The 24,388-nt window shown below is 67.2% G+C and carries 27 protein-coding genes and 1 riboswitch; of the genes, 20 read left to right on the forward strand and 7 right to left on the reverse strand.

Going from position 1 to position 24,388, the window contains the following annotated elements; all coding sequences use genetic code 11:
• Positions 1 to 12: 12 nt before the first annotated feature.
• From pal to ybgC, 6 genes are all read right to left on the reverse strand, one after another.
• Entirely contained in the window at positions 13 to 519 is a 507-nt protein-coding gene (pal, locus tag AC3WVS_RS11880) for a peptidoglycan-associated lipoprotein Pal (RefSeq protein ID WP_340521164.1), read from the reverse strand.
• Between the two features lie 15 nt (positions 520 to 534).
• The gene (gene tolB, locus AC3WVS_RS11885; RefSeq protein WP_492318792.1) at positions 535 to 1,908 is read right to left on the reverse strand and encodes a Tol-Pal system beta propeller repeat protein TolB; all 1,374 of its coding nucleotides are present in this window, start codon (positions 1,906 to 1,908) and stop codon (positions 535 to 537) included.
• Between the two features lie 207 nt (positions 1,909 to 2,115).
• Positions 2,116 to 3,147 (reverse strand): cell envelope integrity protein TolA, encoded by a 1,032-nt coding sequence (tolA, locus tag AC3WVS_RS11890; RefSeq protein ID WP_492318793.1) that lies wholly within the window; start codon positions 3,145 to 3,147, stop codon positions 2,116 to 2,118.
• Positions 3,148 to 3,183: 36 nt separating this feature from the next.
• Positions 3,184 to 3,627 carry a protein TolR gene (tolR, locus tag AC3WVS_RS11895; RefSeq protein WP_010813739.1) on the reverse strand — a complete coding sequence of 148 codons (444 nt, stop codon included), beginning with the start codon at positions 3,625 to 3,627 and terminating at the stop codon, positions 3,184 to 3,186.
• Positions 3,628 to 3,697: 70 nt separating this feature from the next.
• Complete coding sequence (gene tolQ / locus AC3WVS_RS11900; RefSeq protein ID WP_011615851.1) at positions 3,698 to 4,381, reverse strand: protein TolQ; 684 nt, start codon at positions 4,379 to 4,381, stop codon at positions 3,698 to 3,700.
• Positions 4,378 to 4,782 (reverse strand): tol-pal system-associated acyl-CoA thioesterase, encoded by a 405-nt coding sequence (gene ybgC, locus AC3WVS_RS11905; protein ID WP_010813741.1) that lies wholly within the window; start codon positions 4,780 to 4,782, stop codon positions 4,378 to 4,380. Before ybgC ends, tolQ begins: the two co-directional genes overlap by 4 nt.
• A gap of 155 nt (positions 4,783 to 4,937) precedes the next feature.
• Positions 4,938 to 5,083, forward strand: a riboswitch (ZMP/ZTP riboswitch).
• A gap of 127 nt (positions 5,084 to 5,210) precedes the next feature.
• On the opposite strand from ybgC, the gene glyA reads away from it, so the two are divergent.
• The 16 genes from glyA (at position 5,211) to AC3WVS_RS11985 (ending at position 21,093) form a co-directional block, all read left to right on the forward strand.
• Positions 5,211 to 6,458, forward strand: a complete 1,248-nt coding sequence (gene glyA / locus AC3WVS_RS11910; protein WP_010813742.1) for a serine hydroxymethyltransferase — start codon at positions 5,211 to 5,213, stop codon at positions 6,456 to 6,458.
• Positions 6,459 to 6,614: 156 nt separating this feature from the next.
• Positions 6,615 to 7,082, forward strand: coding sequence for a transcriptional regulator NrdR (nrdR, locus tag AC3WVS_RS11915; RefSeq protein WP_010813743.1), 468 nt, complete (start codon positions 6,615 to 6,617; stop codon positions 7,080 to 7,082).
• Between the two features lie 133 nt (positions 7,083 to 7,215).
• Complete coding sequence (gene pilV / locus AC3WVS_RS11920) at positions 7,216 to 7,845, forward strand: type IV pilus modification protein PilV (RefSeq protein WP_492318794.1); 630 nt, start codon at positions 7,216 to 7,218, stop codon at positions 7,843 to 7,845.
• Between the two features lies 1 nt (position 7,846).
• Positions 7,847 to 8,884 (forward strand): PilW family protein, encoded by a 1,038-nt coding sequence (locus AC3WVS_RS11925; RefSeq protein WP_492318795.1) that lies wholly within the window; start codon positions 7,847 to 7,849, stop codon positions 8,882 to 8,884.
• A complete protein-coding gene (locus AC3WVS_RS11930) occupies positions 8,881 to 9,489 on the forward strand; it encodes a pilus assembly PilX family protein (RefSeq protein WP_492318796.1) in 609 nt (202 codons plus the stop codon). Before AC3WVS_RS11925 ends, AC3WVS_RS11930 begins: the two co-directional genes overlap by 4 nt.
• 35 nt (positions 9,490 to 9,524) lie before the next feature.
• Entirely contained in the window at positions 9,525 to 13,367 is a 3,843-nt protein-coding gene (locus AC3WVS_RS11935) for a pilus assembly protein (protein WP_492318797.1), read from the forward strand.
• Positions 13,364 to 13,819: a type IV pilin protein gene (locus tag AC3WVS_RS11940; protein ID WP_492318798.1), complete on the forward strand. Its 456-nt coding sequence runs from the start codon at positions 13,364 to 13,366 to the stop codon at positions 13,817 to 13,819. Before AC3WVS_RS11935 ends, AC3WVS_RS11940 begins: the two co-directional genes overlap by 4 nt.
• Complete coding sequence (locus AC3WVS_RS11945; RefSeq protein WP_492318799.1) at positions 13,819 to 14,352, forward strand: GspH/FimT family pseudopilin; 534 nt, start codon at positions 13,819 to 13,821, stop codon at positions 14,350 to 14,352. The genes AC3WVS_RS11940 and AC3WVS_RS11945 overlap by 1 nt, the downstream gene beginning before the upstream one ends.
• Before the next feature lie 128 nt (positions 14,353 to 14,480).
• On the forward strand, positions 14,481 to 14,873 hold the full coding sequence (locus tag AC3WVS_RS11950; RefSeq protein ID WP_492318800.1) for a type IV pilus modification PilV family protein: 393 nt from the start codon (positions 14,481 to 14,483) through the stop codon (positions 14,871 to 14,873).
• Positions 14,870 to 15,787, forward strand: a complete 918-nt coding sequence (locus AC3WVS_RS11955) for a PilW family protein (RefSeq protein ID WP_492318801.1) — start codon at positions 14,870 to 14,872, stop codon at positions 15,785 to 15,787. The genes AC3WVS_RS11950 and AC3WVS_RS11955 overlap by 4 nt, the downstream gene beginning before the upstream one ends.
• Positions 15,781 to 16,386: a pilus assembly protein gene (locus tag AC3WVS_RS11960; RefSeq protein WP_492318802.1), complete on the forward strand. Its 606-nt coding sequence runs from the start codon at positions 15,781 to 15,783 to the stop codon at positions 16,384 to 16,386. The genes AC3WVS_RS11955 and AC3WVS_RS11960 overlap by 7 nt, the downstream gene beginning before the upstream one ends.
• A gap of 323 nt (positions 16,387 to 16,709) precedes the next feature.
• Complete coding sequence (locus tag AC3WVS_RS11965) at positions 16,710 to 18,233, forward strand: pilus assembly protein (protein WP_492318803.1); 1,524 nt, start codon at positions 16,710 to 16,712, stop codon at positions 18,231 to 18,233.
• Complete coding sequence (locus tag AC3WVS_RS11970) at positions 18,230 to 18,688, forward strand: type IV pilin protein (protein WP_492318804.1); 459 nt, start codon at positions 18,230 to 18,232, stop codon at positions 18,686 to 18,688. The genes AC3WVS_RS11965 and AC3WVS_RS11970 overlap by 4 nt, the downstream gene beginning before the upstream one ends.
• 7 nt (positions 18,689 to 18,695) lie before the next feature.
• Positions 18,696 to 19,244 carry a GspH/FimT family pseudopilin gene (locus AC3WVS_RS11975; RefSeq protein WP_492318805.1) on the forward strand — a complete coding sequence of 183 codons (549 nt, stop codon included), beginning with the start codon at positions 18,696 to 18,698 and terminating at the stop codon, positions 19,242 to 19,244.
• A 52-nt stretch (positions 19,245 to 19,296) separates the two neighbouring features.
• Positions 19,297 to 20,412: a bifunctional diaminohydroxyphosphoribosylaminopyrimidine deaminase/5-amino-6-(5-phosphoribosylamino)uracil reductase RibD gene (gene ribD / locus AC3WVS_RS11980; RefSeq protein WP_492318806.1), complete on the forward strand. Its 1,116-nt coding sequence runs from the start codon at positions 19,297 to 19,299 to the stop codon at positions 20,410 to 20,412.
• 60 nt (positions 20,413 to 20,472) lie between these two features.
• Positions 20,473 to 21,093, forward strand: a complete 621-nt coding sequence (locus AC3WVS_RS11985; protein WP_010813757.1) for a riboflavin synthase — start codon at positions 20,473 to 20,475, stop codon at positions 21,091 to 21,093.
• Between the two features lie 9 nt (positions 21,094 to 21,102).
• Here AC3WVS_RS11985 and AC3WVS_RS11990 read toward each other — a convergent pair whose 3' ends face one another.
• Positions 21,103 to 21,345, reverse strand: coding sequence for a hypothetical protein (locus AC3WVS_RS11990; protein WP_492318807.1), 243 nt, complete (start codon positions 21,343 to 21,345; stop codon positions 21,103 to 21,105).
• Positions 21,346 to 21,812: 467 nt separating this feature from the next.
• On the opposite strand from AC3WVS_RS11990, the gene AC3WVS_RS11995 reads away from it, so the two are divergent.
• The 4 genes from AC3WVS_RS11995 to ribBA all read left to right on the forward strand — a co-directional run bounded on the left by AC3WVS_RS11995 (position 21,813) and on the right by ribBA (position 24,362).
• Positions 21,813 to 22,109 carry a hypothetical protein gene (locus tag AC3WVS_RS11995; protein ID WP_010813759.1) on the forward strand — a complete coding sequence of 99 codons (297 nt, stop codon included), beginning with the start codon at positions 21,813 to 21,815 and terminating at the stop codon, positions 22,107 to 22,109.
• A 13-nt stretch (positions 22,110 to 22,122) separates the two neighbouring features.
• Positions 22,123 to 22,716 carry a hypothetical protein gene (locus AC3WVS_RS12000; RefSeq protein WP_492318808.1) on the forward strand — a complete coding sequence of 198 codons (594 nt, stop codon included), beginning with the start codon at positions 22,123 to 22,125 and terminating at the stop codon, positions 22,714 to 22,716.
• Positions 22,713 to 22,958: a hypothetical protein gene (locus AC3WVS_RS12005; protein WP_492318809.1), complete on the forward strand. Its 246-nt coding sequence runs from the start codon at positions 22,713 to 22,715 to the stop codon at positions 22,956 to 22,958. The genes AC3WVS_RS12000 and AC3WVS_RS12005 overlap by 4 nt, the downstream gene beginning before the upstream one ends.
• Before the next feature lie 294 nt (positions 22,959 to 23,252).
• Positions 23,253 to 24,362 carry a bifunctional 3,4-dihydroxy-2-butanone-4-phosphate synthase/GTP cyclohydrolase II gene (gene ribBA, locus AC3WVS_RS12010; protein ID WP_010813762.1) on the forward strand — a complete coding sequence of 370 codons (1,110 nt, stop codon included), beginning with the start codon at positions 23,253 to 23,255 and terminating at the stop codon, positions 24,360 to 24,362.
• Positions 24,363 to 24,388: the final 26 nt, after the last annotated feature.

Here is a 24,388-nt window from a genome sequence, read left to right on the forward strand (position 1 = left end):
GCAGTCCAGAGATCAGTAGTTGATGTCCGCGCGGCGGTTTTCGGCCCACGAGGCTTCATCATGGCCGGTGGCCTTGGGCTTTTCCTTGCCCAGGCTGACGGCTTCCATCTGGCCGTCGGGCACGCCCATCGAAGCCAGCGAGCGGCGCACGGCTTCGGCGCGCTTCTGGCCCAGCGCCAGGTTGTACTCGCTGGTGCCGCGTTCGTCGGTGTTGCCCTGGATCAGGATCTTGCGACCCTTGTTCGAGCCCAGGTACTTGGCGTGCTCGCCCAGCATGCCCTGGTAGTCGGACTTGACCGAGTAGCTGTCGAAGTCGAAGTACACGCTGCGCTTGGCCAGCGGGCTGTTCGGATCGTTGAGCGGATCGGCGGCCGTGACCGGGGTCACTGCGCGCGGATCGGCACCGGTGCCCGCGCCGGCACCGGCTTTGGCGGTGTCGTCCAGCTTGACGCCGGAGCTGCAGGCGCCAAGGGCCAGCAGTGCGGCAACGGCAAGGGTTTTGCTCATCAGTTGGGGCATGGTGAATGACTCCTGTTATTGCATGAAAGGACCCCAGGACGGCTCGCGAACATCGCCGGACTGGAGGGACAGAACCTGCCGGGTACGCCCGTCAGTGGAAACCGCCGCCAGCACCGCGCGACCGCCCACGCGGGTGGCATAGAGGATGTACTTGCCGTTGGCGGCAAAGCTGGGCGCTTCGTCGTTGGCCGTATCGGTCAGCGACGTCACGTCGCCGTTGCTCAGGTCCTGCAGCTGCAGCTTGAAGCCGCCCGCGCGCGAGATGTACGCCAGGTACTTGCCGTCTGGCGAAACCCGCGGGCTGACGTTGTAGCTGCCCTTGAAGGTGACACGCTGCGCACCGCCACCTTCCTCGCCGGAAGCGGGCATGCGGTAGACCTGCGGCGCACCGCCGCGGTCGCTGGTGAAGTAGATGCTCTTGCCGTCCGGAGAATACTGCGGCTCGGTGTCGATGGCGCTGCTGCGCGACAGACGGCGGATGCCGGAGCCGTCGGCATTGACCTGGTAGACCTGGGTATTGCCGTCTCGCGACAGCGCCAGCGCCAGGTGCCGGCCATCAGGCGACCACGACGGCGCGCTGTTGTTGCCCTTCTGGTTCGATACCAGGGTGCGCTTGCCGCTGGCGAGGTCGTGCACGTACACCACCGGCTTCTTGGCCTCGAACGAGACATAGGCCACGCGCGCGCCGTCCGGCGACCACGACGGCGAAATGATCGGCTCGTTGCTGGTCAGGGCCACCTGCGCGTTCTGGCCATCGGAATCGGAAATCAGCAGCTGGTAGCGGCCGCCGACCTTCGACACGTAGGACAGGCGCGTGGCAAACACGCCGCGCTCGCCGAGCAGCTTTTCATAGATGTAGTCGGCGATCTTGTGCGCGGTCACGCGCAACTGGGACTGGTTGACGGTAAAGGCAAGCCCGCCCAGGCTCTGGCCCTTGACGGTGTCGTACAGGCGGAAGCGGACCTCATACTTGCCGCCGGCGGCCGGAGTCACGCTGCCGGCGACGAAGGCATCGGCGCCGCGCGACTTCCAGCTGCCCAGGTCGACATTGGCGGATTCCGCCACCGTGGCGCCGCCCGGATCGACATTGCGCAAGCGCCCGCTGCGCGCCAGGTCGGCGCGGATGATCGCGGTCAGGTTCTGCGGGGACTGGGCCTCGCCCTGGAAGTTGGCGGTCGCAACCGGGATCTGGCTGGACCCGACCCCGGAGATCTCAACGTTGAGTTGCGCGTGCGCGGCGCCGGCTGCCATCGTCATCGCCGCGGCCAGCCAGGCCATCAGCGCGCGGCGGCCGGCCAGCGGATGCCGGCCGATGGCGCGTTGGGATTCGGGTTGGGTTGCGTTGTGCCGCCTCGCGGACAGCCAGTTGGGGGCCCAAAGCTTTCGCATGCTGCTCCTCAGTCGATTTCAAGTTTCGTCGGGCACGGCAGGCAATCGGCAACACGGGCAAATGGGCATTGCAGCGCGTGGCGCATGCCCCGTCTGCGTGCGTATCGCACACTGCCGGCCGCGTCAGGCAACCTGTCATGCTAGCGCTGGGACCAAGACCCGGCGATGAAGGTTGCATTATGTTGCAAATCATGCCGCCCAGGCCACTCAGTCCTTCGGCCGGAAGGTAATGGTGAAGCTGGCCGGCGCCTTGCCGTTCTCATCACGCGGCAGCGGGTCGGAACGTTCCACCGCGCGCAGCACGGCATTATCCCAGCCCGAGTTGCCGCTGGACTTGGACAGCCGCGCCGACAGCAGCGAACCATCCGGCGCCAGCTGCACCGACACCACCGCGGTCGGGTTGCCCGGCACGTCCTCGCCAAAGACGATATTCGGCTTGACGCGGCGGCGCACGCGGTCGGCATAGCCCGGCGACGCCTTGCCACCGCCGCCGGCACCCGCGCCGGCCGTACTGCCCACGCCGCCGCCGCCCGCGCCGGAGCCGCCGGCCAGCGCCTGCAGGCGCGCCAGCTCGCTCTTGCGCTGGGCATTGGCCGCAGCCTCGCGCTTGGCCTTGGCGTCGGCATCCGCCTTGGCCTTGGCCTTGTTCTCGGCGTCAGCCTTGGCCTTGGCGTCCGCCTGGGCCTTGGCCCTGGCGTCCGCTTCCTTGCGTTCTGCTTCCTTGCGCTCGGCCTGTTCCTTGCGCTGCTGTTCCTGCTGCGCTGCCTTCTTCTTCGCGTCGTCCTTGCGCTGGGCTTCCTTGCGCTCGGCCTCGCGCTGCTCCGCTTCCTTGCGCGCAGCTTCCTTGCGTTCCGCTTCTTTACGCTCGGCTTCCTTGCGGGCAGCCGCCTGCTTGCGCTCGGCCTCTTCGCGCGCCGCCGCCTCGGCGCGGCGCTTCTGGCGCTCCAGCGCGATGTCGGCGTCGTCCTCGACCTTGCTCTTCACCTCGGGCAGCGGCGGGGCCGGGCGCGGCTGCACCACCGGCTCCGGCTCCGGCGGCGGCGGCGGCGGGGGCGCGGTGGCGGCCGGAATCTCTTCCCACAGCTCGGCCTCGGCGCCGACGGGGGTGCTGCTCTGCAAGCGCACGCCGTAGTACAGCACGACAGCCAGCAGCATGTGCATGAAGAGCGCGAACAGGAAGGAACGCAGGGTTCCCCGCTCCTTGACCGGCTGGTAGGGATAGGCGGCGACGGTCTTCATCAGGCGCAACGGCAATCAGATAGGCGCTTCAATGCGTCAGGAGGTCTTGGACTTGACCATCAGGCCGACGCGCTTGACGCCGTCGGCTTTCAGGATCGACATCACGTCCAGCACCGCCTCGTACTTGACCGCGCGGTCGGCGGCAATCACCACCGGCTGGTCGGGATTCTCGTTCTGGCGCTGGTGCACGAAGTCGAGCAGGCCCTGCTTGTCGAGCTTGCGCTCGAAGGCATTGCCGGCGCTGTCCTTGCCGCGCGCGGTCAGCTGGCCGCTCTCGTGCACGGTGACCACGATCGGCGGCGCCTTCTGCTGCGGCGTGGCGTTGGCCACGGTGGGCAGGTCGACGGTGGCGGGGCTCACGATCGGCGCCGCCACCATGAAGATGACCAGCAGCACGAGCATGACGTCGATGTACGGCACGACATTGATGTCGGCGCTGGCCCGGCGGCGCGAGCCGCCGCGGCGCTGAATGGCTGCCATTGCAGGACTCCTGGAAACGCCGGCCCGGGCTTGCGCCCGGACCGTCTGGATTAGATTCGATACGTTGCAGTTAACGCGCCTGCCGTTGCAGGATGTTCAGGAACTCCTCCATGAAGCTCTCGAACCGGATCGCCAGGCGGTCGATCTCCGTGGCATAGCGGTTGTAGGCGATCACGGCAGGAATGGCAGCAAACAGGCCGATCGCGGTCGCCACCAGCGCCTCGGCAATCCCGGGGGCCACCGATGCGAGCGTCGCCTGCTGCACATTCGACAGGCCGCGGAAAGCGTTCATGATCCCCCAGACCGTGCCGAACAGGCCGATATACGGGCTCACCGAACCCACCGACGCCAGGAACGGCAGATGCGATTCCAGCACATCCATCTCGCGCTGGTAGGCCGCGCGCATCGCGCGCCGGGCCGCATCGAGCAGCGCGCCGGCTTCGTTGCCGCGCTCGCGCGCCTTCAGGAACTCGCCCATGCCGGATTCAAAGATCCGCTCCAGCGCGCCGGTGTTGTGGCGGTTGTTGACGGCACTGTTATATAGCGCCTGCAGGTCGCCGCCGGCCCAGAAGTCGCGTTCGAACCCCTCGGTCTGGGTGCGCGCCGAGCGCAGCGCCAGGTGCTTGCGGAAGATATAGGTCCACGAAAACAGCGACATGACGAGCAACAGCGCCATGACGGCCTGTGCCAGCAGGCTGGCGTGGAGCACCAGCGTTACGATCGACATGTCTTGCGTGACGGTCACGGGATTCATCGTGCGGACTTGATGGTAGCTAGAACGGGGTCGGGAATCGGGGCGGGACGGAAAGTGCTTCGATCGACACACCCAACACGGATCGCGCCAGAGGCCAGCATCAGCTCGCCACGCCAGGCTTCCTGGGTGAACTGGACCGACGCCGGGCCGACCCGGTCGATGCGCGTGCGGATTTCGAGCTGGTCATCCAGCCGGGCGGGCGCATTGTAGTCCACCGCCGTGCTGCGGACGATAAAGACCACGCCCGCCTCGTCGGCGAGCGATTGCTGCTCGATGCCGAGCGCACGCAGCCACTCGGTGCGGGCGCGCTCGAAGAACTTCAGGTAGTTGGCGTAGAACACTACGCCGCCCGCGTCGGTGTCTTCCCAGTACACCCGCAGGGTCCAGACAAAGTTTGTCATGGCCGCGATTGTAACGGAGAGCGATAGCGGTTTCGTGTAAACCCGCATGACGACTTTGCAACAGCAAGTTGCTGGCCAGCCCTTGCCAGTGCTTGCCTGGCGGGGCCGACGGCTTGCGGCGGGCGCCCGCCTCGCGCTACACTGCGCGCAACCATTCCATCTTGCGCGACTGGCGAAGTCAGTGGGCACTACCACGAGGAAGCGCAAGTTCTCTGGCGTGACGTTCATTGCGCGTTCGCGTAACGTTCAGCACGCCTAGGCGTGAAGTTGCTTGCGCCTGCCGCTCGCCTGGGCAGCGAATGGGAAGCAGGGTGCGCCCTGCACCGACGGTTACAACGAGCCGCCGGTGCTGGTCGCCGCTAGCCTTCCCCGCGCGCCCTATCCCCGATGCGTGAATCGGATTCCCTATTTTTCAGACGAGTTTCGCCATGTTCGAACGCAGCCGTTTTACGATCGACCAGATCGACCCCGAGGTCTTTGCCGCCATCCAGCAGGAGAACCAGCGCCAGGAAGACCACATCGAGCTGATCGCCTCCGAGAACTACACCTCGCCGGCCGTGATGGCCGCCCAGGGTTCGCAGCTGACCAACAAGTACGCCGAGGGCTACCCCGGCAAGCGCTACTACGGCGGTTGCGAGTACGTCGACGTCGTCGAGCAGCTGGCCATTGACCGCGTCAAGCAGCTGTTCGGCGCCGAAGCCGCCAACGTGCAGCCCAACTCGGGCTCGCAGGCCAACCAGGGCGTGTACTTCGCCGTGCTCAAGCCGGGCGACACCATCATGGGCATGAGCCTGGCCGAAGGCGGCCACCTGACCCACGGCATGGCCCTGAACATGAGCGGCAAGTGGTTCAACGTGGTCAGCTACGGCCTGAACGCCCAGGAAGACATCGACTACGACGCGCTGGAAAAGCTGGCCCAGGAGAAGAAGCCCAAGCTGATCATCGCCGGCGCCTCGGCCTTCGCGCTGCGCATCGACTTCGAGCGCATCAGCAAGGTTGCCAAGTCGATCGGCGCTTACTTCATGGTCGACATGGCCCACTACGCCGGCCTGATCGCCGCGGGCGTCTACCCGAACCCGGTGCCGCACGCCGACTTCGTCACCACCACCACGCACAAGAGCCTGCGCGGCCCGCGCGGCGGCGTGATCCTGATGAAGGCCGAGCACGAGAAGGCCATCAACTCGGCCATCTTCCCCGGCATCCAGGGCGGCCCGCTGATGCACGTGATCGCCGGCAAAGCCGTCGCCTTCAAGGAAGCGCTGACGCCCGAGTTCAAGGAATACCAGCAGCAAGTGGTGAAGAACGCCGCCGTGCTGGCCGAGACCCTGATCGCGCGCGGCCTGCGCATCGTCTCGGGCCGCACCGAAAGCCACGTGATGCTGGTCGACCTGCGCGCCAAGAACATCACCGGCAAGGAAGCCGAGCGCATCCTGGGCGAGGCGCATATCACCGTCAACAAGAACGCCATCCCCAACGATCCGGAAAAGCCGTTCGTGACCTCGGGCATCCGCCTGGGCTCGCCGGCCATGACCACGCGCGGCTTCAAGGAAGAAGAAGCCCGCATCGTCGGCAACCTGATCGCCGATGTGCTGGACAACCCGCACGACGCCGCCAATATCGCCAGCGTGCGCGAGCAGGCGGCAGCCCTGACCAAGCGTTTCCCGGTCTACGGCTGATGCATCGAGGCCGCCCATGCGGATTTCGCATGAGCGGCCGGCAGCTCCGCAAGCCGGCGTCCTCGGGCACCGGCTTGCGGGCCTCGCCAACCCGCCCCGCCTCCGCAGAACGACAACACGGACAAGGCGACGGGGTTCAACTGAAGGTGGTCCGGCATGAAATGCCCCTTTTGCGGTCATTCCAATACCCAGGTACTCGACACGCGCATGTCGGAAGACGGCGATGCCGTGCGCCGGCGCCGCCGCTGCGAAGCCTGCGACCGCCGCTTCACCACCTATGAGCGGATCGAGCTGTTCTTCCCCGCCATCGTCAAGAAAAACGGCTCGCGCGTGGACTACACCCGCGCCAAGCTGAAGGACTCCATGCGCCTGGCGCTGCGCAAGCGCCCGGTCTCGGCCGAAGCCATCGACGAAGCCATCACCCGCATCGAAGAAAAGCTGCTGGCACTGGGAGAGAAAGAAATCCCAAGCAGCCAGGTCGGCGAACTGGTGATGCGCGAATTGCGCAAGCTCGACAAGATCGCGTATATCCGCTTTGCTTCGGTGTACCGGAGCTTTGAGGACGTGTCGGAATTCCGCGACGTGCTGGATGAGTTTGCGGCGTCCACCCCTCGGAAGGGGTAGCAAAAGTAACAAAATCGTTGTTTAATCCCCGTTGCATTTCCGCAAGGCCCGCTGTCGCATATTAAAAGGGCCCGGGATTGCAGACCAAAAAAAAGAAGTTAACGAAGTCGGACGTCTTTTGACGGGGGTCAGAATGGGTCAACGCTGCCGCGGGGCAGCCGGCTTTGCCATGCTCGAAGCATTGGTGGCAATTGTCGTTCTGGCGGTTGGCGTGCTCGGCGTCGCCAGCCTGCTGCTGAATTCATCCCGCTTCACGCAACAAGCTTCCTACGACACCACTGCCATGCAGCTGGCCACCGAGATGGCCGAGCGCATGCGTGCCAATCCGGCCGTCTCGCAAACCGGCGCGGCGGCGGAAGCCATCACCCCGAACCGCTACTTCATCGACACGGCCAGCGGGCAGCCGCCTGCGCTCACGGCGGCAAACAGCCCGTACGCTGTCGCCTGCCCGGGCACGGCGGCCGGGTGCGCGCAGCAACTGGCGGATTTCGATGTCGCCGAGTTCTGGGAACGTGTCAGCACAGGCCTGCCTGGCGGACGCGCCGTGATTTGCCGGGACATGGTCGCCTACGACCAGGCCACCGGCTTCTCATGGGGATGCACGCCCTCGGCCACTGGCCGCGCGGACGACGCCCCGATAGTCATCAAGATCGGCTGGATCTCCCGGCTTGCAGCCAAAACGGTCGCGGCACGGGTCGACATGTCCGATATGGGCACGCGCCCCCAGGTGGTCATCGTGGCCACGCAGGGTACGGTGAACTGACATGCGCAACGCCAGGACGTATCCCAACGCCGGTCGGCATCGTCAACTGGGGCTGTCGCTGGTGGAGCTGATGGTGGCGATGACGCTGAGCCTGCTCCTGATCATGGCTGCCGCGGCGCTCTACCTGACCGGGCGAGCCAACTACAACAGCATCGACGACACCACTGCGCTGGATGAGAAAGGCCGCTTTGCGGTGGATACCGTGGTGCGGATCGTGCGCCAGGCCGCCTGGAGCAACTATGCGGGCAACAGCGCCGCGGCCTCGCCCGGCGCCAGCGGGCCACCGGCGCCCAGCCCTGGAGGCGTCATGCTCACCACCACGAGCCTGTCGCCGACCATCAGTGGGCTCGACAGCTGCGGCGCCCCCACGCAAGACCTCGGCAATCCGGCGCAAAACCTCGCGTGTCCAGCCCAGGCGGGCGCCGTGAACAAGAGCGACGTGCTGCAGGTCCGCTTCTTCGGCTCCGGCACACAGCAGGACCGCACCGTTCCGGACAACAGCATGATCGACTGCTCCGGCAATGGCGTCGCCGAGCCGCAGGCCTGGGAAGACGCAGACCTCGCGCGCGGCATGGCGGTCTTCTATGTCAGCAACGATGCCAGCGGCATGCCTCAGCTGATGTGTGGCTATCGTCCACGGGACGCCGCCAACAAGGAAATCCTCACGGCCGGCACGGCAGCATATCAGGCTGTTTCGCTGATCTCAGGCGTCGAAGTCTTCCAGGTGCTCTACGGCGTGGATACGAATTTCGACCAGACCCCGGACCGCTTCCTGTCGGCCACCGAGGTGCTGGCCCTGCCCACCACCTGGCAGAACGTCGTCGCCATAAAGATGGCCATGGTGCTGATGGGCGATACCGCCAGCGCATCGCCTCAGGATCCACCAACCTTTCGCCTGTTCGGGCGCTTGTTCCCGGGCTCACCGGGCAACGACACGTCCTTCACGCCGGCCACGCAACTGCAGCGGATGCGGCGCCTGTACACCGTCACCGTACAGCTCCGGAACATGGCCACCTGCACCACCTGCTCGCCGACATGAACGTCCGCACCGCGCACCCCAGCCCGCGTGGCATCGCGCTGATCACCGCCCTGGTGATGCTGCTGATCATCAGCGTCATCGCCATCGCCGGTGCCCGGCTGGCCATTGGCAGCAAGCGCATGGCATCGAACCAGCGCGACCGGGACCTGGCTCAGCAAGCGGCCGAGGCAGCCTTGCTGGATGCAGAAATCGACATCCAGGGTGTTTCCGCCCCAACCAGCCGGTCGGCCATCTTCTCCGGCACCACGATGAATGTGCTGCCGTTCGTGGCGGGCTGCAATACGGGCGTGACCGGCGCCTCACCCTTCCAGGGATTGTGCGACCCGGTGCTCGACGGCACGCCGAACTGGCTTGCCGTTGACTTCAGCCAGACGGGCGCCAACGCACGCACCACCGCCTACGGCACCTTCACCGGCCGCAGGTTCCCGACCGCGACAGGCGGGCTGCTGCCTGCGGCCTTGCCGCGCTACATCATCGAGCCGATCAGCGACATGTCGCCAGGCGCGAGCGAGGGCGCATACATCTTCCGCGTCACGGCCGTCGGCTTTGGCGCTAACCCGGCGACCCGGGTCATGTTGCAGTCGTACTACCGGAAGGGGGAATGAATGGCAACGTCCATGCCTGTCGCGGAGCACGGCAAATGAGCCGCATCCGGAAATTCATTTTCGCGGCAATGGCTGCGCTTCTCAGCCTGCCCGCGGGCCCGCTGCTTGCCGCAACGGAACAGAGCAGCCTCGCGACCGTCAAGATCGCGCAGGCGCCGCTGTACGGCCGCAACCAGAATATCCATCCCAACCTGCTGCTGACGCTCTCGGTGGAGTTCCCCACGGTTGGGGCAGCCTATCGCTCCGGCTCGTATTCGCCGACCACCGAATACATTGGCTACTTCAATCCGCTCAAGTGCTACACCTACAGCGGAAGCGCCAGCAATGGCTATTTTGTCATTGCCGGCGACGCCAACACGGCCGATCACACATGCGTGGGCCAGTTCAGCGGCAACTTCATGAACTGGGCCACGGCCTCGGCCATCGATATGCTGCGCTACGCGCTGACCGGGGGCGACCGCGTCGTTGACACCGCCACGCAGACCATCCTGCAACGTGCTGTGCTGCAGGAGAGTTTTTTCAACAGCAACTCCTACTTCCCCCGCAAGACCTACGACAAGGCGTCCTCGGTCACGCCTTTCAGCAGCAGGACCTTGTACATCACCTCATGTGGCAACAAGCTGTTCTTTGGGGACAGCACCGAATCCGGCGCCAGCTGCTCGAGCCCCGGCAAGTACAGGAACCAGGGCACCTACCTGGTACGGGTGCAAGTCTGCGATGCAAGCGAAGCCAGGTCCCGCACCGATCTCTGCAAGCTGTATCGCACCGGGTACAAGCCGGTTGGCGAAATGCAGCGCAATGCCGACAAGGTCCGCTTTGGCGCGTTTGGCTACCTGAACGACAGCGCCAATACCCGTTATGGCGGTGTCTTGCGGGCGCCCCTGAAGTATGTGGGGCCGAACACCGTCGACAGCAATTTCAACCAAGCCAGCAACCTGCGCCGGGAATGGGATGACGACGGCGTATTCATCCAGAACCCCGAGAGCGCGTCAGAGAATATCAGCGGCGTCATCAATTACCTGAATCAGTTCGGGCGTTCCGGCGCCTACAAGTCATTGGATCCGGTCGGCGAACTCTACTACGAGAGCATCCGCTACCTGCAAGGCCGGCAACCAACGCCCGAAGCCATCGACAATGCCAGCGCCTACAAGGATGGATTCCCGGTCTACACGCAATGGACAGACCCCATCCTTGCCAGCTGCCAGAAGAACTACGTCCTTGCCATTGCCGATATCAATACGCACTGGGACCGATACATCCCAGGCAACATCAGGACGACCTACCTCTCCGGTGGCAAGCCGGTCTCTGCCAACGATTCGGCCCGGCCGGCGGACGCGATATCGAAATACAGCAAGTACAGCTTCGATGTCAGGACCTGGACGCAGGCGGTGGCCGATCTCGAGAGTTCGGGAACATCCGGCAACAGCCGCCCCGACAGCTCGCTCGCCAACCTGGCTGGCGCCGACACCGGCTCCGGCGGCCACGGCACCTACTATATGGCCGGCGTCGCGTATTGGGCGCATACCTACGGCTTCCGCCCGGATATGCCGGAATTGCGCGTCACCACGTTCAGCATCGACGTCAATGAGAACGGGAACGGCAGCGTCGGCGACGAACAGCGCCGCAGCCAGATGTACCTGGCGGCAAAGTACGGCGGCTTTGACGACCAGAACGGTGATGGCAATCCGTTCCGCACCAAGGGGGCCAGCGGCGCCACCGTCACCAGCAATGCCGAATGGGAATCGTCGGGCGGATCCAACGTCCCCGCCAACTGGTTCCTGGCCGGGCAGCCGGCCGCCATGATCGCTTCCATCAAGAGGGTCTTCGCGCAAATCGTCAACGCGGCCGGCACATTGTCTGGCGTGGCACTGACCTCTTCCCAGGTGGCGAGCGACACCCTCTTGTTCACTCCCGGATTCGACCAGCGATGGAACGGGCGCCTGTCGGCACTGGCGGTGATCAATGATCCCAATACCGGCGTTCAGATCTCCAATACCGAAACCTGGGAGGCCGGCAAGGTGCTGACTGCCCGCACCGCTGCCCGCAATCTGCTGACCTGGGTCCCGTCGGGCACGGCCGACAATGCGGGAACCGGCGCGGGTGCGGGCGCCACCTTCGAGTGGAAATCCCTCAACGCCGCGCAGAAGGCCGCACTGAAGCTCGCGCCGACAGAGACTGACACCGTGGCCCAGGGCCGGCTCAGCTATTTGCGCGGCGAACGCAGCCAGGAGCAATCCACCGGCAGCACGGGGACCATGCGCTTGCGCGACTCACTGCTGGGCGACATCGTCAACTCGGGCCCCGTCTACATGGCGGCCCCGTCCAGCACCATCGCCGAACGCGACTACACCGCCTTCTACAAGGCCCACAGCGAGCGTACCGCCTCCGTTTATATCGGCGCCAACGATGGCATGCTCCACGCATTCAATGCCGCCAATGGCTCTGAACTGTTTGCCTACGTGCCAAACGCGGTGTTCGCCAGCCTGGCCCAGCTGACCTCGCCGAGCTATATCCATCGTCCGTACGTGGACGCCACGCCTGCCGTGGCGGAAGCCCGGGTCGGCAACGCCTGGCAGACCGTGCTGGTTTCTGGCATGGGTGGCGGCGCGCAAGGCCTCTTTGCGCTGAATGTCAGCGATCCCGCCAGCGTCGGAAGCGGCAATGTCTTGTGGGAGTTCACGGACAAGGATGATGCCGACATGGGCAACGTCATGTCGCCGCCCCAGATCGTCAAGCTGTTTGCCGGCAAGGACTCCGACAACAAGCCTGTGTACAAGTGGTTTGCCATGACGGGCAACGGCCTGAATGCCAACGATGCGGATGGCGCGAGCAATCCGGCCGCGCCTTCGGTGCTGTTCATCGTGGCACTGGACAAGCCGGCCGGGACGCCGTGGCAACTGGGCGTCAATTACTGGAAGATCTCGATGGCGGCGGACGCCACCGCAGGCATTGCCAACGGGCTGAGCTCGCCGGCGCTGGTGCGGCTTACCGACGGACAGACCGTCGCCGCCTACGCCGGCGACCTCCAGGGCCGCCTCTGGAAGTTCATCCTCAATGGCGGCCCATCCACCTGGAACGCTGCCGGGGCCCTGCCCTACTACGGCGGCGGCAACTACGGCCGGCCGCTGTTCCAGGCTCGCGATGCCAGCGGAAAACCGCAGCCGATCACGGTCCAGCCCAAGTGGGTCTACGCGCCCGGCGGCTACATGGTGGTGTTCGGCACCGGGAAGTACCTGGAGCCTGCCGACACCATCACCACCGGCACGCTGACCCGGAACGCCATGTACGGCATCTACGATGCGGGGGGCTCCCAGTCGATCGCAGACCGCAGCATGCTGAACCCGGTCACCCTGACCCGCAACAGCAAGGGCGCTTACGAATATTCGTCACGCAGCTATAGCCTCGGCTCAAAGACTGGGCAGAAAGCGGGGTGGTACTTTGATTTCCCGGGCAACGGAGAACGCCAGGTCACCGCGCTCGTGCCAGCCTACGGAAAGATCTGGTTCAACTCGCTGATGACCGGCGATGACCTTTGCGGTGCCTCCAGCAACAGCGGCCGCTACCAGATCAATGCGCTGACCGGCATGCCCGCCACGGGGACATCGACCGGCGATCTCTCCACCTTCGGCATCCTGGGAGCGCCGGTGCTGATCCAGACCAAGACCACGGTGGATCCACAGCGCAATGCAGTCGGCCAGATCACCACGCTGAAGTTCATCGACGTGTTTTCGTTCGGTGCATCGGGTGGCGGCCGCAGCGGAGGCGCGTCGTTGTCCAGCAGGCCGCTTGTGTCCGGCAACACAGCCACCGACGGGGGGCACCCCGCCACCGGGCGCCTTGGCTGGCGCGAGATTCGTAATTTCGGAGCCGCAAAATGACGCTCTGCCACCGTGACCGGCGTCGCCACGCCAGCGGCTTCACGCTGATGGAGGTGCTGATTGCCATCGCCATCCTTGGCATCCTCGCCGGCATTGCCTATCCCAGCTACGCCGAACATGTTGCCCGCGGGCGCCGCACCGAAGCCAAGGCCGCATTGATGACGGCCATGCAGGCACTGGAGCGTCGTTATGCACAGGCCAACTCCTATGTCGACCCCGCCGACAGCACGCGCGCCTGGCGCGGCTTCCCGCAAGCCTCGGAAAGCGGCAACTACACGATCGCATCCGGCGCGTGCGCAGGCCTGGCATTCAACGAATGCGTGCAGGTCAGCGCCACGCCCGCCATCGCCGACAACCGGTGCGGCACGCTGCTGCTGCGCAGCACCGGCGAGCGCGGCGTGCTGATCAACAATGTCGCCGCCTTCGCGAACCTGCCCCAGGAGTGCTGGTGATGCGCGCCCAAGCCCCCCGACCCCAGACCGGGTTCACGCTGATCGAACTGCTGGTCACGCTGGTCGTGCTGGTCATCCTCGCCGGCATGGCGGCACCCGCCTACACCTCCTTCATTCAGCGCAACACGCTTGCCACTGAAGCAGACGCGCTGGCTTCGTCGCTTTCCCTGGCACGGGCCAATGCGCTATCGCGCAATAGCTGGGTTACCGTGGCGCCGGTCAGTAATGACTGGCGCAACGGCTGGACTGTCTGCCTGAACCCAAATCGAAGCGCGGACTGCACGGGCCAAACCGTGCTGGTTCAGCATGTACCCTCCGCCCAGGGATTGACCGTAGCATTCTCCAGCACGCCGCAGTCGGGGGTCCTCTCCTACTCGCCCGTAGGCTATACACGCACGCTGGCAGATGCGATGCAGTCTGCCCAGGTGCTGATGGGACTGGGCACCGGCAACCAGAAACTCATCGATATCAGCCAGTTGGGCAGGGTCCGCGTATGCGCGCCCGTGCCGACACAAGCCACGGTGTGCCAGTAAGCGAGGCTGCCTGGTAGCTGTTCCCAGGAAGACCGAAACAACATTCTGCAAATCCTCCACGCTTAGGCACGTATTCGCCTGCTCGCGACAGCTAGTCTGACGGTCCCTGCCAGTCTCGGTGACCGCCCATGCCGGATCTTCGCAAGCCAGCACATCAACCTGCCCGCCCGCGCCGCAGACCGCGCTGCGCCGGCCGCCCCGCGGGATTCGCGCTGTATGAAACGCTGTGCGCGCTGATCGTCCTTGGTGCCGGGCTGATGCCAATGATGGGGCTGGCGCCGAAGGCGCTGGCCCAGCTGCGCGAACTCGACGCGCTGGCCCGGTCCGCCCGCCTTGCCGTGGAGATAGCTGAGCTGGATACAGCGCAGCCGGCACTGCAAAGCGGGCGACCAGACCTCTGGTCGAGCCGGTGCGGGAACAACCCGGCGTTTCCGTGCCCGGAAGATTCGCCACTGATCATGGCAGGATGGCTTGGCGGGCAGGCCGGCATACCCGCGATCGCCTTGTGGAGGCAGCCATGAGGCGGGACGCATCCAGGGCATTCTCGCTGGTCGAGCTGCTGGTCGGACTGATACTCGGCCTGATCGTCACCGCGGCAGCCGTTGCGGCATTCCATGCCACTCGTACCGCCTACCTCACCGCCACCGACCGCATCCTGCTCGAAGAACGCGGCCAGCGCGCCCTGACGATCATCGCCGCGCTGCTGCGCCAGTCCGGCTGGCCGGGCGAGCCCCTTTCCGCCACCTCCTACCCTGCGCCATCGGCCGTCAGCGGCGCCGACGACTGCGGCCAGCCTGCCATCGGTGCGGTGCCGTCCTGCGGCAGGGCCGGCGTCGGCCGCAGCGATGCGCTGCTGGTCCGCTTCAGCGGCAGCGGCCTGCCGGCGGCGCCGTCGCAGCCCGATGAAACCATGACCGACTGCAGCGGCTACGCCGTCGCCGCGCGCGTGGCCAGTGCTGACGCGCGCAGTGGCTACGTCGCAGCCAACCTGATCTATGTCGCGGCGGGCAGCGATGGCGTGCCGCAACTGCTGTGCCGCTACCCGGCACGCCGCGGTGGCGTGATCGACGGCACTGGCTGGACCTCCGGCGCGCTGGTCCGCGGCGTTGAATCACTGCAAGTGCGCTACGGCCTGGATACGGACCGCGACGGCCGGGCCGACCGCTTCGAGACGGCATCCGCGATCCACTCGCTGGATGAATCCGCCTGGCATCGCGTGGTGGCCGTGCAGATTGCCATTGCCGTGCGCGGCGAACGCCCGGGTTCGGCGGCGGCGGCAAGCCCGGGCAAAGGCGACGACCCGTTGCCAGCACCCGGCACCGCCGCCGGCGATCTGGCGCCGGTGCCGCCGTCGCAGGCCAGCACCGCCCGCCGCGTCTTCGCCACCACGGTGCGGCTGCGCAATGCGCCACGCTGCCAGGAGACGCTGTGCTAGCCCGCCGCCTTCCACGTCGCCACAATGCAGGCGCCGTCACGCTGCTGCTCTGCGCCACGATGCTGCTGCTGATAGTGCTGACCGCTGCCGGCACGCTGCACATGCTGCTGTCCGCGCGGCAACTTGCCGTCATGCAGCTCGAACGCGAAATCGCATTCCGGGCCGCCGAGGTCGCGTTGCTTGATGCCGAGTCGGACCTGCTTGCGGCCGCCATATCGCAAGACATGATGGGCCGGCTTGGCATCTGGCCGGCACCGGGACACTGCGGCAGCGGCCAACAGGCTGGCGTGTGCCGGCCAGCGGTGACCGGCCCGCCCGTGTGGCAGCCCTGGCTGCTGGCCGACACCAGCGCGGACACCGTCGGCGTGCCATTCGGCCGCTTCACCGGTGCGACGCTGCCGGTGCTGCCCGCGGGTGCCGCCGGTACGCGCGAACTGCCGCGGTATGTCGCCGAGATTCTGGAAGAGCCACCGTCCGGCTACAGCGCTCCGGATGTCCCTTCCGCTACCACACCGGCACCACGGATCCGGATCACGGCCATCGGCTTCGGCCGCAGCCGTGCGACACGTGCCGTGGTACAGAGCGTGATCCAGCCGTGAATCGCCTCGTTGCCTTTGCCCTCGCCTGCCTGGCCATCGCCATTGCACCAGCGTCCGCCGCCACCGGATCCGAAACAGGCCGGCTGCCCCTGGCTTACCGGACCGCGGCGGGCGCATATCCATGGACCGGGCGCTTGTTCGCTGTCGGCTGGCAAGGACCGGCGCCAGTGCTGTCGCCTTATCTATGGGAGGCCGGCGCAAGCCTCGACCATCGGCCTGTCGGATCGCGTCGCATATTCACGTCGTCAGCGCCGCCGCAGCGCGTCATCGCGCTGCAATGGGATGCCATCGATGCCGCCTTCCGGAATACGGATAGCGCCGACATGCTTGGCCGCCTTGACCGCGCTCACCTCGAATGGCTGCGCGGCGACCGCACCGAGGCGGCCCTGCGCCAGCGCGACACGCGACTCGGCAATGCCGCAGGCGCGCGCGTGCGGGTGGTGGCGCCTCCGGCCTGGGCGCCTGGCAAACCCGGGCACGCCGGCTTTCGCACGCGCTACAGCCTGCGCCCGCATGTCGTCTGGCTGGGCACCAACGACGGCCTGCTGCACGGGTTCGACGCCGTGACCGGCGAGGAGCGCGCCGCCTATCTGCCCGGCGTGCTGTTGCCCCATGCCGCCGCCACGCCGGCGAACGACGCGCCGCTGGCGCCCCCGCCCTGCCCTCGCCCCGAAGCGCAGGATGTGACGATCCATGGCGAGTGGCGCACGGTCTTGCTGTGCGGCATCCCTGGCAGCGCCAGGACCGGCAACCCCGCTGCGGCATTCGCGCTAGACATCTCGGATCCCGACGGTCCGATGCCCTTTGCATTGCTGTGGGAGATCGCCGCCGCGGACACATTGCCACTATCAGCGCGCGGCCCGGTGCGTGCCGCCGGCATTCCCGGCCAGGACGGATTGCGCTGGTACGCAGTCGTGACGCTGGCTGCCGCGACCCATGACAAGTCGGAGGCAGCCCGCTCCGGCCTTGCGCTGCTGCCATTGGACAAGCCTGCCGGCGCGGCATGGGCCGGGCAGTACGCCGTCCGCACCTTGCCATTGCCGGAGCACGACTGCCTGGGCTGGCCGGCAACCGGCAACCTGGTGGCGGCCAGCGTGCTGTCTGACATGACAGGCACGGCACGCGCTGCCTATGCGACGGACGATGCCGGCCAGCTATGGCGCTTCCCCCTCACGGAGGCGCCCCAGCCGGGCGGTGCGCCCGCGGTGTCATGCCTCCACCGGATGCAGGCGTCGGCGCAACCGCTCATGCCCGAAGCGCCCGTGCTGCTCGGATCGCCGACTGCGCCGGTCGTGGTCTATGGCGCGGGCAACGAACTTGCAGCGGTGCCCGACCTGTCGTCCACGCGCGCCGCCACGGCGGGCCCGTTGGTGGAAGTCGCGGCGCAGGCCGCAGATGGCGGGCACATCCTGCGCGCGCAGCCTGCCGGCGCCGGTGATGCCGGCTGGCATCTGACCCTGCCCCATGCCGGCGAACAGGTGGTGGAGGTCCAGCCGGTCTTCCCCGGCCATCTGCTGTTCGTGACGCGCACGCCCGATGGCGCGCAACGCAGCTACCTGGTGCTGGCGGCAACCGGGGAATCGGTCAGCCAGAGCGGAACCGGCGAACGCCTGCACGTGGCCACCGGCCAGTTGCTGCCTCCAGGCGCCAGCGTGTTCGTGACCGCTGCCGAATTGCCCGCCGCACCGGTGCAGCCGGGCCGCACCGCGCACCAGGCTTATGAGCTGTCGCTGTGGGCTGTCGATGGCAACTCGGTCACGCGGGTGTCGCAAACCATGGCCAGCCGGCGCACCGGGCGCCTGCGCTGGCGCGAGCTCGTCGGACCGGCACGGGAGGATTTGCCATGACTGCCGCGGCGCCTGCCTCCCGGCCCCGGGCCGGGTTCAGCCTGGTCGAGCTTGCGGTTGCGCTGGCCGTCCTCGCCATCCTCGCGGCCGTCGCCGTGCCCGCTTGGCACGGCCACCTGATGCGGGGATGGCGGGCGCAGGCGCGTACCGCGCTGACCGAGGGAATGCTGCAACTGGAACGCCATGCCGTCGGCGCCATGACGTTTGCCGCCGAACCCGGTGCCGGAGTGGCCGCCGGGGAATGGCCACTTCCCGTACCGGACACCGGCACCGTGCGTCATGTCGTGACAGCCGCGGCATGCCCGCAGGCCGGCCTGGATACCTGTGTTGAATTGCGTGCCGTGCCGCAGCGGCCAGATCCGGAGTGCGGCGTGCTGATCCTGCGCAGCACCGGACAGTGGCTGACGCTGCCCGAAGGTGAAGCCGTGCCACGGCCGCTTCCGTCCCATTGCTGAAGGCGCGATGAACAGCCACGCACCCCGCCGCAACCATGGCCTGACCCTGGCCGAACTGCTCGCCGGCCTGGCCATCCTGGCACTGCTGGCGGCGGCATCCTATCCGGTGTTCAGCGGCCTGCTCGCCCGGCAGCAGGTCACACTGGCGGCCGACCGGCTGGCGGCATCGCTGGCGCTGGCGCGGGCCACCGCACTGGCGCGCCGCCTCGAGGTGACGCTGCAGCCGCTGCCGGGCGAGGCCACGCTGGGCCCTGGCTGGCAACTGGTCGCGGCAGACGGCGACCCGGAGCGCCGCGCGGTGCTGGCCGTGGTCGAACCGGCCATGCCCTGCCTGTGGGTGACGCTGCGCCAGACCGCCCGCGGCACGAATGTGCTGAAATTCCTGCCTGTGGGATACTCTCGTTCTGAGCAGGGCGGTTTCCAGGCCGCCACTTTCACGCTCGGCTGCCGTGGCGAGCAGCGGCAAGTCAGGCTGGGCGCGCAGGGACGTATCCGACTCTGCACCCCCGGCCGCGACGCTGACTGCGATGCGACGGAGTCCTCCGGACCACCATAACCCGGCAGCCCTGTATTCCAGATCGCTGCGCCAAGGCAAACGCAACCGCCGAATGTTTTCCGATACCGACCACGCCGCCATGGAACAGGCCCTCGCGCTCGCCGCGCGGGGCATGTTCATCACCACGCCCAACCCGCGCGTCGGCTGCGTGCTCGTCAAGGATGGCCAGGTCATCGGCCAGGGGTTCACCCAGCCGGCCGGGCAGGACCATGCCGAGATCCAGGCGATGAAGGACGCGCTGGCGCGCGGGCTGGACCCGGCCGGCTCCACCGCCTATGTCACGCTGGAGCCGTGCAGCCATTTCGGACGCACGCCGCCGTGCGCCGAAGCGCTGGTGCGCGCGGGCGTGGCGCGCGTGGTGGCGGCCATGGAAGATCCCAACCCGTCGGTATCCGGGCGCGGCCTGCAGCGGTTGCGCGAGGCCGGCGTCGACGTGCGCTGCGGCCTGCTGGAGAAGGAAGCGCGCGACCTGAATATCGGCTTCGTCTCGCGCATGACGCGCGGGCTGCCGTGGGTGCGCGTCAAGGTGGCGGCATCGATAGATGGCGGCACCGCGCTGCATGACGGCACCAGCCAGTGGATCACCGGCCAGGCCGCGCGCGACGACGGCCATGCCTGGCGCGCACGTGCGTGCGCGATCCTGACCGGCATCGGCACCGTGCGCGACGACAACCCCGCGCTGACGGTGCGGGCCATCGCCACGCCGCGCCAGCCCCAGCGGGTGCTGGTCGATTCGCGGCTGGAGGTCCCGCTGGACGCGCAGATCCTGACGCCGGACACCGGCGAGTTCGCCAAGCCGGTGCTGGTGTTCTGCGCGGTGGAGGACCGGGAACGCCAGCGCGCACTGGAAGGCCGCGGCGCCGAAGTCGTGGTCCTGCCCAACCCGCACGGCAAGGTCGAGTTGCGCCGCATGCTGGAAGAACTCGGCCGGCGCGGCATCAATGAGCTGCACGTGGAAGCCGGCTTCAAGCTCAACGGTTCGCTGGTGCGCGAGCATTGCGCCGACGAGCTGCTGATCTACCTCGCACCCAAGCTGCTGGGCGATGCCCAGGGCATGTTCAACCTGCCGCCGCTGGCGCGGCTGCAGGACGCCGCGCAGTTCCGCTGGCATGAGATCCGGCAGATCGGCGACGACCTGCGCCTGATTGCCCGGCGCAACGACGCGTAGCGCGCCACCCACCGGCACCGCGTATCCAGATTCCAAATACCCAAAGCAGAAGACACCACCATGTTTACAGGCATTGTCGCGGCAGTCGGCCGCATTGATTCCGTAACCCCGCTGGGCGCCGCCGATGCCGGCGTGCGCTTGCATATCGCCGCGGGCGGGCTGGACCTGTCGGACGTCATCATCGGCGACAGCATTGCCATCCAGGGCGCCTGCATGACCGTGATCGCCATGGCGCCCGACAGTTTCGACGTCGAGGTCTCGCGCGAGTCGCTGGACAAGACCGTGGGGCTGGAGAGCACCGGCCGCGTCAACCTGGAAAAGGCACTGCGCCTGGCCGACCGCCTGGGCGGCCACCTGGTGTCCGGGCACGTCGACGGCCTGGGCGAAGTTGTGCACTTCGCGCCGGTGGGCGAATCGCATGAACTGCGCATCCGCGCCCCGCGCGAGCTGGCGCGCTACCTGGCCTACAAGGGCTCGGTCGTGGTCAACGGCGTGTCGCTGACCGTCAACCGCGTCAATGACGAAGCCGACGGCTGCGTGTTCTCCATCAACCTGATCCCCCACACCGTGGAAGTCACCACGCTGCAGGAACTGAAGCCGGGCGCGCGCGTGAACCTGGAGATCGACCTGATCGCCCGCTATGTGGAGCGGATGCTGTCGACCGCGCAGGCCCCCGCGTAATAGCGCGGGCTACCTGCCCTCGTCGGGCACGTTATAGGCCTCGCGCAGCTTGTCGGTGAAGGGGCGCAGCGCTTCCACGCAGGCGCTGCTGTTGCCGCCTTCCATCGTGGACAGGCTCCAGTTGCAGCCGCCGGCGTCCGGCGCGTGCCAGACCACGTCGCCAAAGCAGGCGCCCTCGCAAGCGGCGAACTTCGATTGCTCGGCGCGTACCAGGGCACGCAGTTCGGCCTTGTGCTTGATCTGCCTCGACATGGTTGTCTCCCTTTGTAGTGCAAAGTCCGCGGGCGCGATCGGGCCGGCGCCCTGATTTGAAGTCCGGGCCGCCGCTTGCCAGCACGGCGGCATTCAGGGCGGGGCGTGCCCTTTTGTCGCGAGCATACGCTGACAAACCCCTCCTGTGGCAATTTGCTTGCACCGCCGGCCCCCTGGGAGGTGCGCCGCGCGGGGCCTGGCAGCTTTGTTGTAAGTCAGCTGGTGCCTGCAGCGCCCGAAGCCTAGAATGGTTGAGCAGCGCTTGCAGTCCATGTATGCCCACAGGCGCTCGCCACTCGTTCCCGGGCCTCCCCCCTCGACAACGTCTAGCACCGGTGACTGCTGAAGTCACTCACGGGGACCACCTGGACCTTCATGCTCCCCTGCCCGCCGCGCCGCGCGCTCGTCCGCGAGCTGGCGCTCCCGCCGTTGCTTTCAACTGCCGGCCGGATTGCTGCCCGGCACCCATGAAGGAACTCACTGTGCCCGATCCCACCGCCAGAATCCTGTATCAGCGACTTCCGGCCACGCGCCTGCTGCGTGACCGGCATCCCACTGCGCCGATGCGCGCGCGCCTGGGCTTTGTGCGCCTGGCCGCGACCCACCTGCACCGTGCCGCCACGCTGCTGATCGACTGGGACCAGGCCGTGGGCAACGGATGGCCGCGGCTGCAGCCGCCGTCCTCCCCCCTGGCGAAGACATTCCGGCGCCCAGGCGCCCGGCGCTTCGCAGGCTTTCCGTGGTCCAGCGGCAAATGGACCTGACACCAAGCGAGGCATGACCATGCTCACCCTGTTGTATTTCCGGCTGAACGACATTGCCGCGGCAAGGCACGCGCACGCACAGCTTGGCGAGCTGGCCGCGACTCCCGCACGCATCGACGGGCCATGGTTCTTCCAGCGCGACAACCAGCCGGCCGAAGGCCTGCCCGCGCCCCACGCGGCGCAGATCACCTATCGCAATGAAGTCGCGGCGGCCGGCATGGCCGCCGGCGCGCTGCTGGTGGCCTGGATCGTGTTCCGCTACGGCACGCCGGTCAACGCGGCCACGGGCTTCATGGCCTACCTCGGCGGCATGGCGCTGGGCGCCGTGGTCGGCCGGTGGCTGGGCAGCGTGATCGGCGCCGGCATCATGCGCGCCGGCCTGAGGCGGCAGAAGCGACAAATGACCGCAGGCCAGCTGATGATGATCTGCGCATGCGACCCGCACGCAAAGGGGCGGCTCCGCGAGATCGCCCAGGATGCCGGCGCCGCCGCCATCGACCCACAGGATGGCCGGCTGCCCCTGCGCGGCTGGCTGACAGACCGCCACTGGCCCGCATGGCTTGCAGGCCATGGCCAGCGCGCTGTCCCACACAGGAAACAAGCATGAGCGAGAGTTTTTTCTATCAGCATTGCCACGTTGTCGTGACACTGGCCGAGGTCACCTTCGGCAAGTGGGAATGGACCTATGCGCTGGATGCGCATGCCAGGTTCACCAAACCCAACGCCGGCTTCCTCACGCGCGAGCTCGCGCTGGCTGACGCGACCCGCGCGGCCAGGGCGCGCATCGCCAGGACCTCGCGGCTGCGTGCCGCAGGCCACGACGGCACCGCGCTGGCCGCCGCCGCATAGCCCCGGCCGGGCCAGGCGCCGGCACCCTGCCGGCAACGGGGCGGCCCATGCATCACCGCGCTCCCCACCCGCTTCAGGCAGGCGCCGTACTTTCCGGCGCCGTCGCCTCACGCCTTGCCTGCCTTGGCGTACAATACCCGGCTTGACTGGGCAACCTGCCGGGCGTATATGGCCTGGCCGGCCCGGCCCGACGCCCCGCCTCAGTCCGGCCGCTTTCAACCGCGGCCATGTTTCCTGCCCCAGCTATTCGCCGGTTTTTCGCTCGATTCGCCCCAATTTGCCGTTCAGCACGCCATGAAAATCGCCCGTACCGAAGACATCATTGCCGACATCCGCGCCGGCCGCATGGTCATCCTCGTCGATGAGGAAGACCGCGAAAATGAAGGCGACCTGGTGCTGGCTGCCGATTTCGTCACACCGGAAGCGATCAACTTCATGGCCAAGCACGGCCGCGGGCTGATCTGCCTGACCCTGACCGCCGAGCGCTGCCGCCAGCTGGACCTGCACCCGATGGTCAGCCGCAACGGCACCCAGCACGGCACCAACTTCACCGTGTCGATCGAGGCTGCCGAGGGCGTGACCACCGGCATTTCCGCCGCCGACCGCGCCCGCACCGTGCAGGCCGCCGTCGCCCGCGACGCCAGGCCGGCCGACCTGGTCCAGCCCGGCCATATCTTCCCGCTGACGGCCCAGCCCGGCGGCGTGCTGATCCGCGCCGGCCATACCGAGGCCGGCTGCGACCTGGGCGCGCTGGCAGGCCTGACGCCGGCGGCTGTGATCTGCGAGATCATGAAGGACGACGGCACCATGGCGCGCCTGCCGGACCTGATCGAGTTCGCGCAGGAACATGACCTGAAGATCGGCACCATTGCCGACCTGATCCACTACCGCAGCCGCACCGAGAGCATTATCGAGCGTGTGGGCGAGCGCGCCATGCAGACCCCCTACGGCACCTTCCACAGCATCGCCTACCGCGACAAGCCCACCGGCCAGGCGCACCTGGCGCTGGTCAAGGGTTCGCCCGCGCCGGACCAGGAAACGCTGGTGCGCGTGCATGAGCCCTTCTCGGTGCTGGACCTGCTGGAAGTGAAGTGCACCACGCATTCCTGGAGCATTCCGGCGGCAATGAAAGCCATCGCCGAGGCCGACAGCGGCGTGATCGTGCTGCTTAACTGTGGCGACTCGGCCGACCAGCTGTTCACGCAGTTCAGCGCGCTGGACGCGCCGCAGTCGCGCCCGCGCCGCAAGCCGGACCTGCGCACCTACGGCATGGGCGCGCAGATCCTGAAGGACGTGGGCGTGGGCAGGATGCGCGTGCTGGCGTCGCCGCAGCGCATGCCCAGCATGACCGGGTTCGACCTTGAAGTCACCGGCTACCAACCCATGAACGGCCAGGCCGACTGAGCCTGCGCCACCCGGACACCCCGGCA

Source organism: Cupriavidus sp. CPT47-8839-RL05A, from assembly GCF_058792255.1.

Excerpts from the sequence above, each read along its gene's own strand:
- pal (WP_340521164.1), bottom strand. The coding sequence starts at position 519 with ATGCCCCAACTGATGAGCAAAACCCTTGCCGTTGCCGCACTGCTGGCC.
- tolB (WP_492318792.1), bottom strand. The coding sequence starts at position 1,908 with ATGCGAAAGCTTTGGGCCCCCAACTGGCTGTCCGCGAGGCGGCACAAC.
- tolA (WP_492318793.1), bottom strand. The coding sequence starts at position 3,147 with ATGAAGACCGTCGCCGCCTATCCCTACCAGCCGGTCAAGGAGCGGGGA.
- tolR (WP_010813739.1), bottom strand. The coding sequence starts at position 3,627 with ATGGCAGCCATTCAGCGCCGCGGCGGCTCGCGCCGCCGGGCCAGCGCC.
- tolQ (WP_011615851.1), bottom strand. The coding sequence starts at position 4,381 with ATGAATCCCGTGACCGTCACGCAAGACATGTCGATCGTAACGCTGGTG.
- ybgC (WP_010813741.1), bottom strand. The coding sequence starts at position 4,782 with ATGACAAACTTTGTCTGGACCCTGCGGGTGTACTGGGAAGACACCGAC.
- glyA (WP_010813742.1), top strand. The coding sequence starts at position 5,211 with ATGTTCGAACGCAGCCGTTTTACGATCGACCAGATCGACCCCGAGGTC.
- nrdR (WP_010813743.1), top strand. The coding sequence starts at position 6,615 with ATGAAATGCCCCTTTTGCGGTCATTCCAATACCCAGGTACTCGACACG.
- pilV (WP_492318794.1), top strand. The coding sequence starts at position 7,216 with ATGGGTCAACGCTGCCGCGGGGCAGCCGGCTTTGCCATGCTCGAAGCA.
- AC3WVS_RS11925 (WP_492318795.1), top strand. The coding sequence starts at position 7,847 with ATGCGCAACGCCAGGACGTATCCCAACGCCGGTCGGCATCGTCAACTG.
- AC3WVS_RS11930 (WP_492318796.1), top strand. The coding sequence starts at position 8,881 with ATGAACGTCCGCACCGCGCACCCCAGCCCGCGTGGCATCGCGCTGATC.
- AC3WVS_RS11935 (WP_492318797.1), top strand. The coding sequence starts at position 9,525 with ATGAGCCGCATCCGGAAATTCATTTTCGCGGCAATGGCTGCGCTTCTC.
- AC3WVS_RS11940 (WP_492318798.1), top strand. The coding sequence starts at position 13,364 with ATGACGCTCTGCCACCGTGACCGGCGTCGCCACGCCAGCGGCTTCACG.
- AC3WVS_RS11945 (WP_492318799.1), top strand. The coding sequence starts at position 13,819 with ATGCGCGCCCAAGCCCCCCGACCCCAGACCGGGTTCACGCTGATCGAA.
- AC3WVS_RS11950 (WP_492318800.1), top strand. The coding sequence starts at position 14,481 with ATGCCGGATCTTCGCAAGCCAGCACATCAACCTGCCCGCCCGCGCCGC.
- AC3WVS_RS11955 (WP_492318801.1), top strand. The coding sequence starts at position 14,870 with ATGAGGCGGGACGCATCCAGGGCATTCTCGCTGGTCGAGCTGCTGGTC.
- AC3WVS_RS11965 (WP_492318803.1), top strand. The coding sequence starts at position 16,710 with ATGCTTGGCCGCCTTGACCGCGCTCACCTCGAATGGCTGCGCGGCGAC.
- AC3WVS_RS11970 (WP_492318804.1), top strand. The coding sequence starts at position 18,230 with ATGACTGCCGCGGCGCCTGCCTCCCGGCCCCGGGCCGGGTTCAGCCTG.
- AC3WVS_RS11975 (WP_492318805.1), top strand. The coding sequence starts at position 18,696 with ATGAACAGCCACGCACCCCGCCGCAACCATGGCCTGACCCTGGCCGAA.
- ribD (WP_492318806.1), top strand. The coding sequence starts at position 19,297 with ATGTTTTCCGATACCGACCACGCCGCCATGGAACAGGCCCTCGCGCTC.
- AC3WVS_RS11985 (WP_010813757.1), top strand. The coding sequence starts at position 20,473 with ATGTTTACAGGCATTGTCGCGGCAGTCGGCCGCATTGATTCCGTAACC.
- AC3WVS_RS11990 (WP_492318807.1), bottom strand. The coding sequence starts at position 21,345 with ATGTCGAGGCAGATCAAGCACAAGGCCGAACTGCGTGCCCTGGTACGC.
- AC3WVS_RS11995 (WP_010813759.1), top strand. The coding sequence starts at position 21,813 with ATGAAGGAACTCACTGTGCCCGATCCCACCGCCAGAATCCTGTATCAG.
- AC3WVS_RS12000 (WP_492318808.1), top strand. The coding sequence starts at position 22,123 with ATGACCATGCTCACCCTGTTGTATTTCCGGCTGAACGACATTGCCGCG.
- AC3WVS_RS12005 (WP_492318809.1), top strand. The coding sequence starts at position 22,713 with ATGAGCGAGAGTTTTTTCTATCAGCATTGCCACGTTGTCGTGACACTG.
- ribBA (WP_010813762.1), top strand. The coding sequence starts at position 23,253 with ATGAAAATCGCCCGTACCGAAGACATCATTGCCGACATCCGCGCCGGC.